The organism is Streptomyces sp. NPDC015032 (genome assembly GCF_043080425.1).
Taxonomy (GTDB): Bacteria; Actinomycetota; Actinomycetes; order Streptomycetales; family Streptomycetaceae; genus Streptomyces.
This window is the reverse complement of the sequence record NZ_JBIBVN010000001.1, coordinates 607,397-614,644: the sequence shown is the minus strand read 5'-3', so window position 1 is coordinate 614,644 and position 7,248 is coordinate 607,397. Positions and strand designations below refer to the sequence as shown.

The 7,248-nt window shown below is 74.5% G+C and carries 3 protein-coding genes and 1 pseudogene (1 of these 4 running past the window's edge); 3 read left to right on the top strand and 1 reads right to left on the bottom strand.

The genetic code is table 11. From position 1 onward, the window contains the following. A pseudogene (locus ACF08M_RS02765) lies at window positions 1–2,164 on the bottom strand (FHA domain-containing protein) (it extends 281 nt beyond the left edge of the window). A 520-nt stretch (window positions 2,165–2,684) separates the two neighbouring features. Here ACF08M_RS02765 and ACF08M_RS02760 point away from each other — a divergent pair. The 3 genes from ACF08M_RS02760 (at window position 2,685) to prfB (ending at window position 7,071) form a co-directional block, all read left to right on the top strand. Then, window positions 2,685–4,331 carry a serine/threonine-protein kinase gene (locus tag ACF08M_RS02760; RefSeq protein ID WP_392183409.1) on the top strand — a complete coding sequence of 549 codons (1,647 nt, stop codon included), beginning with the start codon at window positions 2,685–2,687 and terminating at the stop codon, window positions 4,329–4,331. Window positions 4,332–4,533: 202 nt separating this feature from the next. Further along, on the top strand, window positions 4,534–5,772 hold the full coding sequence (locus ACF08M_RS02755; protein WP_392183408.1) for a serine/threonine-protein kinase: 1,239 nt from the start codon (window positions 4,534–4,536) through the stop codon (window positions 5,770–5,772). A gap of 192 nt (window positions 5,773–5,964) precedes the next feature. After that, a complete protein-coding gene (prfB, locus tag ACF08M_RS02750; RefSeq protein WP_392183407.1) occupies window positions 5,965–7,071 on the top strand; it encodes a peptide chain release factor 2 in 1,107 nt (368 codons plus the stop codon). Window positions 7,072–7,248 lie beyond the last annotated feature (177 nt).

Here is a 7,248-nt window from a genome sequence, read left to right as displayed (position 1 = left end):
GGGGGGCCCCCCGGGGGGCCGGGCCCCGGGGGGTTTCCGGGGGCGGCCCCCCCGGGGGGCCCCCCGGGGGGGGGGGGCGGCCCCGCGGGGGGGCGACGGCCCGGACCCGGCCGACGGGGCTGCCCGTCCAGCGGCCCGAGCCGCGGACCGTGGCGCCGGGCTGGTCGTCGGCGGTGGAGGCCCAGCGGGCCATCAGGGAGGCCGGGGTGGCGCGGGCCAGGCCCAGTTCGTCCAGCAGGCGGGCCGTCGTCGGGAGTACGGCCGTTGCCGGCCGGCCGTGGGCCGTCGCCGGACCCTCCGTACGCAGCGGGGCCAGCGCCCGGCCGAACCGCTCGGCCCAGTGCGCCGACACCGCGTCCACGGTCGCGACCGTGCCGCGGCCCGCGGCCCGCCCGTCCGCGGTGCGCAGCAGCCTCAGGGCCGTCGCCACATCGCCGCTCAGCATCGCCACGGCCCCGCACTCGCGGAACGCGATCGAGGTGCGGCAGGCGGCCTCGTACGTCGCCGCGACCGGCGAGGTGGGTGTGGCGGCCGGGGTCTCGGCCAGGCAGATCAGATGGATGCCGGCGGCGGAGCCGGCCGTGGCCAGCCGGGCGGTGTTCTCGCGCAGCACCGCCGAGCCGGGGTCGCCGTCGACGATCACCACGGTGTACGGCCCCGCGTACCGCGCGGCGGCCCCGGCGACCGTGTCCCGGTCCAGGCTCGGCCAGCCGGGCCCGAGCGCCCCCTCGTCCAGCCGGCGTATCAGCTCCGTCGTACGGGCGAGGGCCTGCTCGCGGTCGTACGCGAGGAGCAGCCGGCAGTCCTGGCCGTGCAACGGGCGCAGATGGGGCAGCCAGCCGAGCCAGGCCCACTCGCGCCTGCGCTCGTCCGAGGCGCGGGCGCGGTCCGTGCTGATCAGCACGATCTCCAGATCGGCGGGGGAGTGCAGCGCGGCGAGCTGCGCGACCGTCGAGCGGGCGAGTCCGGCCAGCCGGGTCCGCGGCCCGGCGAGCCCGAGGGAACCGGCCTCCCGAAGTCCCACCGTCACCGGGACGGCGGGCAGCTCGGCCCGGTCCGTCGTCCCCAGGCGCACCACGAGTGCCTCCGGGTGCGTGGTGCCGCGCTCCCAGAGCCGGGGGCCGGGGCCGAGCGCCGTCAACAGCACGGCCGCGGGGTCGGGCCAGATGCTCTCCCCGGCGGCCCCCGCGGGGGAGACGGCCGCGGCGGCCGAGAAGGACGGCGCGGCCGCGCCCGTCTCGTCGGGCGTCGCCTCATGGACCGGTTCGCCCTTGTTGCCCGCGAGTCTGCGCGCCCAGGCGCCTATCCCGCCGCGCCGGGGCAGCTCATCCTCCGGGGCGCGGGCCGGACGCCCGGGGGCGGACCGGCGGGTGTCGGCAGGCCCGCCCTCGCCGCTTCCGTACGCGTGGCGGTCGTCGGGCCCTTTGTGCGGGGCGGACTCGGCGCCGGGGGCCGCGGCCGGGGCGTACCCGTGGCCGGAGCCGTGCTCCTCAGCCGGGCCGTCGTCGGCGCTCGCCGTACCGGACACCCGGAGGTGCCCCTCGCCGTCGGGGGCCGTCGACAGGGTCGGGGTACGCGCGCCGGAGGTCAGCAGGAGCGTCGATTCGCCGAGCCGCAGCAGCCCACCGGGCTGCAGGCGGACCGGGCGGTCGCGCACCTCCGCGCCGTCGAGCAGGGTGCCGTTGGTGGATCCCAGGTCCGCCACCGAGACCAGGCCCTCCGCGGAGACCGTCACCACGCAGTGCACCCGGGACACATCGGGGTCGTCGAGCGGGACGTCCGCGTCGGCGGAGCGGCCGATCCGGACCCGGCCGCCGTGCAGCAGATGGACCCCGCCCGCGTCGGGCCCCGCGACCACGTGCAGCTGCGCCGGAACGGCGTCGTCGGCCGCCTCGTCCTCGCCCGGGACCTGGAGCGAGAGCACCGCTCCGTCGACCAGCGGGGGCTCACCCAGCGCGCACCGCTGCGCGTCGAGCCGCTCGCGCCCGGCGAACAGCACCACCGCACCGCTGCCGAGCGAGCCGTCGGGCCCGGATACGGCCGCGGCCAGCTGGGAGGCCACCGTGGCGAGCGCCGTCCCCGACGGGGCGGTGACCAGCACGTCGCAGGCGCGCGCCGGGGTCTGGCCGCTGCGCGGCGCGAGGACGGTCAGCCGGATCTGCATCGCTGTCAGCGGTCCCTTCTGCGCGGGGCGCCGGGCAGGGGAAACGCCCTGTGATTCCCCCCACCCGACACGGACGCGTCGTCCGGTACGGGTTCGTCACGCACCGCGGGGCTCCCTACCCCACAGTCCGTGCTGAAGGCATCCTCGCACCTGCCACCGACAACACGCCCGGGGGCCACCTCTAAGTGATCTTGAAAGGTCGGCTGTGCGCCCATACGTGCCTGCTTGGCAGGTTGCCCCCTGCCTGCTGGGAAGCTTTTCCGCCACGTCGGAACCGTCCGCGGAATGTGTCCGGAACAGTTCGTCGCACGTGTGTGCGGCAACCATCCGCCCGGTGTGAGCGTCTTGTTCCGCAACCGGCCATTTCCTCCCCGGGAGGCACTCGGGTACGGCGGACAGGGCGGGCGACGGCAACCGGACGGAGCAGCCCGACTCCGCCGGTCACCCCACTAGAGTGGGCCGGAACTCCCGGGTGTGTCCGGGAGCACCGCAAGCACCACGATCGCAGGGAGCGCATGACGTGCGGCCGGTAGGCAGCAAGTACCTGCTCGAGGAGCCGCTGGGACGCGGCGCCACGGGCACCGTCTGGCGTGCCCGCCAGCGGGAGACCGCAGGCGCCGAGGCGGCAGTCGCCGGCCAGCCCGGCGAGACCGTGGCGATCAAGGTCCTGAAGGAGGAGCTCGCCAACGACGCGGACATCGTGATGCGGTTCCTGCGCGAGCGCTCGGTGCTGCTCCGGCTCACCCACGAGAACATCGTGCGCACCCGCGACCTGGTCGTCGAGGGCGACCTCCTCGCCCTCGTCATGGACCTGGTCGACGGCCCGGACCTGCACCGCTACCTCCGCGAGAACGGCCCGCTCACCCCGGTCGCCGCCGCGCTGCTCACCGCGCAGATCGCGGACGCGCTCGCCGCCAGCCACGCCGACGGCGTCGTCCACCGCGACCTGAAGCCCGCCAACGTCCTGCTCGACGAGCGCGACGGCCAGATGCACCCGATGCTCACCGACTTCGGTATCGCGCGCCTGGCCGACTCCCCGGGGCTCACCCGGACCCACGAGTTCGTCGGCACGCCCGCCTATGTGGCGCCCGAGTCCGCCGAGGGCCGCCCGCAGACCTCCGCCGTCGACATCTACGGCGCGGGCATCCTGCTGTACGAGGTGGTCACCGGCCGCCCGCCGTTCGCCGGCGGCACCGCCCTCGAAGTCCTGCACCGGCACCTCAGCGAGGAGCCCCGCCGCCCCAGCACCGTCCCGGCGCCGCTGTGGACGGTGATAGAGCGCTGCCTGAGCAAGGACCCGGACCAGCGGCCCAGCGCCGAGAACCTGGCCCGTGGACTGCGCACCGTCGCGGCCGGCATCGGCGTGCACGCCAGTTCCGCCCAGATCGCGGCGGCCGACGGCGTGGGCGCCCTGCTCGCGCCCGATCCGGCGCCCGCGGCCGTGCCGGGGACCTCCGACGCCGCCGACCCGACACAGGTGCTGCCGAGCAACGCCGGCGCGTACGACCCGAACGCCGCGACCAGCGTCATGCAGCAGGCCCCCGGCCAGGGCACGGGCGGGCACGCCGACCCGACCTCGGTCATGCCGCCCGTGCCGCCGCACCCCGACGGCCCTCCGCAGCCCGACGGGCCGCACCCCTGGCAGTCCCAGCTCCGGGCGGCCCGCGACCGCAACGAGCAGACGCAGCTCCAGTACCTCGACCCGGACCAGGACCCGCTGCGCCGCCGCCCCCAGCGGCCCCACCCGCAGCAGCCGCCGCGTCAGCAGTACCAGCAGCCGCCGCAGCAGCAGTACCAGCAGCCGCAGCAGTACCCCCAGCCGCGGCAGCAGCAGTACCAGCCGCAGCCTCAGCACCAGCCCCAACAGCAGTACCAGCGCCAGCAGTACGCGCCGCCGCAACAGCCGCCGCCGCAGCCGCCGGCCCCGCGACAGCCCCGCGAGCCGAGGCAGCGCAGTGCCAACCCGATGAGGATTCCCGGTCTCGGCTGCCTCAAGGGCTGTCTGTTCACGCTGGTGCTGCTGTTCGTCGCGGGCTGGCTGATCTGGGAACTGACTCCGTTGCAGGACTGGATCGGCCAGGGCAAGAGCTTCTGGCGGGCGATCAGCGACGCTGTCTCCAACGTGACCGACTGGGTCTCGAAACTGGGTAGCGGCAGCGGCTTCTGAGCCACCGACACATCATCAACTCTGTAGCTATATCGACTTCTGCGGGCTGGTTTCCCCGTAATTCCCCCGCAATTTCCCCGCAATTCGCCCGCAGAAGTGAGGGCCGGCGCCGTCCCGGGCACTCAACACCCCGATCGACGCGTAACTTTGTCGACCGGGGGTCATGAGCGACGGTCCATCGCCAGCCGCTGAGGGAGCAGTCTTGGCACGGAATATCGGCAGCCGGTACACCACCCACCAGATCCTGGGGCGCGGCAGCGCCGGCACGGTGTGGCTCGGCGAAGGGCCCGAAGGCCCGGTGGCCATCAAGCTGCTCCGCGAGGACCTCGCGTCCGACGAGGAGCTCGTGGGCCGCTTCGTCCAGGAGCGCACCGCCCTGCTCGGCCTGGACCACCCCCATGTGGTCGCCGTCCGCGACCTCGTGGTGGACGGCAACGACCTGGCACTGGTCATGGACCTGGTCCGCGGCACGGACCTGCGCACCCGCCTCGACCGCGAACGCCGTCTCGCGCCCGAGGCCGCCGTCGCGATCATCGCGGATGTCGCCGACGGCCTGGCCGCCGCGCACGCCGCCGGAGTGGTCCACCGCGACGTCAAGCCGGAGAACATCCTGCTCGACATGGAGGGACCGCTCGGCCCCGGCGGCTCGCACCCGGCGCTGCTCACCGATTTCGGCGTGGCCAAGCTGATCGACACCCCCCGCCGCACCAAGGCAAGCAAGATCATCGGTACGCCGGACTATCTGGCCCCCGAGATAGTCGAGGGGCTGCCGCCGCGCGCCGCGGTGGACATCTACGCCCTCGCCACAGTCCTGTACGAACTCCTTGCCGGCTTCACGCCCTTCGGCGGTGGACACCCCGGCGCCGTCCTGCGCCGGCACGTCACGGAGACGGTCGTCCCCCTCCCGGGCATCCCCGAGGAGCTCTGGCAGCTCCTGGTCCAGTGTCTGGCGAAGGCCCCGGCCTCGCGGCTGCGCGCCTCCGAGCTCGCGGCCCGGCTGCGCGAGCAGCTCCCGCAGCTGGCCGGCATCCCGCCGCTGGACGTGGACGAGCCGGAGACCGAACCGGAACCGCAGGCGTACGACGAGCAGCAGTACACCCCCGAACCCGAGGAACCCCGCCGCCGCGGCGCGGTGCCCCTGGTCCCCGGTTCGTCCACCGACTCCAACCGTGACACCCACACGAGCATGCGCGTCCCGGCCCCCGACGAGCTCTCGGGCGGCCCCCGGGGCACGGCCAGGGCCCCCCGCTCGCCGGGCCGGCCCCGGCCCGGCTCGGCCCGCAACAAGTCCGCGGCCGTCCGCAAGCGCCGGCTGACGCTCGGCGCCGCGGCGCTGGTGCTGGTGGTGGCCCTCGGTGTGGGCGGCAGGCTCGCACTGGGCGGCGACAGCACGGAAGCGCCCGCGCGGGACACGAAGAACTCGGCGCCGGGAGCACCCTGAGCCGGGGCCCGCAGGCGGTTCCCGACCGCTTCCGGCCGCTTCCGACCGTTTCCGGCGGCTCCGCGGCGGAGGGGGGAACCGGCGGGGGCGCCCCGTCGCCGCACGGCTCGCGGAGGCACCGCGCGCATGGTCACCGAGTCGTGATCATGCGGTCCGAGGAATGTCCGCGCCGACAGCCGTTACGCTGGACCCGTGGCAGTCGTCGATATTTCCGAAGAGCTGAAGTCCCTCTCCTCCACCATGGGGTCGATCGAGGCCGTCCTGGACCTGGATGCGCTGAGGGCGGACATCGCCGCGCTCGAGGAGCAGGCGGCCGCGCCTTCCCTCTGGGACGACCCGGAGGCGGCGCAGAAGATCACCAGCAAGCTTTCGCACCTCCAGGCCGAGGTCCGCAAGACCGAGGCCCTCCGCGGCCGGATCGACGATCTCGAAGTCCTCTTCGAGCTCGCCCAGGACGAGGGCGACGCCGACGCCCTGGCCGAGGCGGAGTCCGAGCTGGAGTCCGTCAGGAAGGCGCTGGACGAGATGGAGGTCCGTACCCTCCTCTCCGGCGAGTACGACTCCCGCGAGGCCCTGGTCAACGTCCGTGCCGAGGCCGGCGGTGTGGACGCCGCCGACTTCGCCGAGAAGCTCCAGCGCATGTACCTCCGCTGGGCCGAGCAGCGCGGTTACAAGACCGAGGTCTACGAGACGTCGTACGCGGAGGAGGCCGGCATCAAGTCGACCACCTTCGCCGTCCAGGCCCCGTACGCCTACGGCACGCTCTCCGTCGAGCAGGGCACCCACCGGCTCGTCCGGATCTCGCCCTTCGACAACCAGGGCCGCCGCCAGACGTCCTTCGCGGGCGTCGAGGTGCTGCCCGTGGTCGAGCAGACCGACCACATCGAGATCGACGAGTCCGAGCTGCGCGTCGACGTGTACCGCTCGTCGGGCCCCGGCGGCCAGGGCGTCAACACCACCGACTCCGCGGTGCGCCTGACCCACCTCCCGACCGGCATCGTCGTCTCCTGCCAGAACGAGCGCTCGCAGATCCAGAACAAGGCGTCCGCGATGAACGTCCTCCAGGCGAAGCTCCTTGAGCGCCGCCGCCAGGAGGAGCAGGCCAAGATGGACGCCCTCAAGGGCGACGGCGGCAACTCCTGGGGCAACCAGATGCGGTCGTACGTCCTGCACCCTTACCAGATGGTCAAGGACCTGCGTACGGAGTTCGAGATGGGCAACCCGGAGGCGGTCTTCAACGGCGAGATCGACGGCTTCCTGGAGGCGGGCATCCGCTGGCGCAAGCAGCGGGAGAAGTAGGCGGGCAGGCCGCAGCGACGGCCTGTTCACCGGTTGTTCGAACGGCGGTGGGGGGGGCCCCCCCCCGGGGGGGGGGCCCCCCCCCCGGGGGGGGGGGGGGGGGGGGGGCCCCCCCCCCGGGGGGGGGGGGGGGGGTGGGGGGGGGCGCGGGGGGGGGGGGGGACGGGGGGGGGTGAG